This is a genomic window from Vibrio sp. 10N.261.51.F12 (genome assembly GCF_041471725.1).
Lineage (GTDB): Bacteria > Pseudomonadota > Gammaproteobacteria > Enterobacterales > Vibrionaceae > Vibrio.
This window is the reverse complement of the sequence record NZ_JBFROV010000003.1, coordinates 28,320-29,676: the sequence shown is the minus strand read 5'-3', so window position 1 is coordinate 29,676 and position 1,357 is coordinate 28,320. Positions and strand designations below refer to the sequence as shown.

The window sequence follows — 1,357 nt, the reverse complement described above, 5'->3', positions numbered from 1 at the left end:
TAAGTGAACGGCATTACCGCATAAGCGGCTTTTTTTACATCATATGTTTACGTCGTATATCCAGTAGAGCAAAGATACCAAAGGCTAGAATGGAGTACTTTTCCCAAGTGCTGAGTTTGAGATGTTCACCGAACGCGCCCAGAAATATCGCCATTTGTACGCCGTGCATGATAAACAAAAAGGCGGTCATGATATAAAGCCCAATGGCTCCTTGGCGATCAACGAAGCCGTCAAAGGCACCAAAAATATTGAGGATCAAAATTAACCAGATAAAGCCAAAGGCTATCTTGGCCAGTTTAATGAGTATGTTCATTTGTGGTTCCTTTCAAAAAGTCGGTAACAAACCTGTCCGGCGGTTTTTTCTTTGAGTAAATCCCAGGATTCAGGGATCGCATCGAGCGTCAGTTCTTTTTCCGTCTCAATATAAATTAACGCATTTTTGCTTAGCCAGCCATTTTGTTCTAGTAGTGCAACCGTTTCTGGGAGCAACCCTTGACGAAATGGTGGATCAATAAACACCAAATCATGCGGTGTTCCCGTTTGAGCAAGAAATGTGAGCGCACTGGTATTATGCGTTTGGATGTTTTCTGCTTTTAGTAAAGCAGTGTTACTGACCAATTGCTGATAAGCTTTAACGTTGAGTTCAATCATTTGGACTTGTTTTGCTTGTCTAGATGCAGCCTCAAAGCCTAAGCTACCAGAACCAGCAAAGACATCCAGGACGTCAGAGTGAGGAACATCTTGTGCCAGCCAATTGAAGACGGTTTCTTTCACGCGATCCGTTGTTGGGCGTAAACCCTCGGCGTCATGGACCGGTAGCTTTCTACCGCGCCATAACCCGCTGATAATACGCACGCTTCCCGTTGGGGCAGATTTTTGTGATGGAGTTTGCTTGCGACGTTTAACCATAGATTTTTTGACCGACAATAAAGTGATACTATACGTAGCCCTATGAAGAGCTCAAATTGATAGTGACAAAGTGTACCAATCTCTGACAAAACTTTTCACTGCTTTGTTACTTTTATTTTGTTGGGATTTTCACACCTCGTGCGATGCCTATACTCATGTAGCTCGGACCTGATTTAAAAACATTTGAATGACAGTATTCAGGATAGTTTCAGATGACAGAAAAGAAAAAACGCGGATTACTTTCTTGGCTTGGTTTTGGTGATGAAGAACAAACTGAAACCAAACAACCCACTCAAGAAGAACAGCAACACCAAGATGAATCATTAGAAAACAATCAGCCTCAAGAATTGGCTGAGGAAGAACGTGTTGCAGAAGATGCCGTCGTTGAAAATGTTATTGCGGACAGCGTGATAGAGCAACACACTAACGAAGCAGAAGCAGAAGCAGA

The 1,357-nt window shown here is 42.7% G+C and carries 2 protein-coding genes and 1 pseudogene; 1 reads left to right on the top strand and 2 read right to left on the bottom strand.

The features are described 5' to 3' along the window. Positions 1-34 precede the first annotated feature (34 nt). Together AB4405_RS01810 and rsmD are read right to left on the bottom strand one after the other, a co-directional pair. Positions 35-313 carry a DUF1145 domain-containing protein gene (locus AB4405_RS01810; protein ID WP_102470760.1) on the bottom strand — a complete coding sequence of 93 codons (279 nt, stop codon included), beginning with the start codon at positions 311-313 and terminating at the stop codon, positions 35-37. Continuing rightward, positions 310-909, bottom strand: a complete 600-nt coding sequence (gene rsmD / locus AB4405_RS01805; RefSeq protein ID WP_372059380.1) for a 16S rRNA (guanine(966)-N(2))-methyltransferase RsmD — start codon at positions 907-909, stop codon at positions 310-312. The genes AB4405_RS01810 and rsmD overlap by 4 nt, the downstream gene beginning before the upstream one ends. A gap of 212 nt (positions 910-1,121) precedes the next feature. Between rsmD and AB4405_RS01800 the strand changes: the two are divergent. Beyond that, positions 1,122-1,357: pseudogene (locus AB4405_RS01800) on the top strand (signal recognition particle-docking protein FtsY); the annotation flags it as partial.

Bases quoted from the DNA above. Each gene is read 5' to 3' on its own strand.
- rsmD (WP_372059380.1), bottom strand. From the start codon at position 909: ATGGTTAAACGTCGCAAGCAAACTCCATCACAAAAATCTGCCCCAACG.
- AB4405_RS01810 (WP_102470760.1), bottom strand. From the start codon at position 313: ATGAACATACTCATTAAACTGGCCAAGATAGCCTTTGGCTTTATCTGG.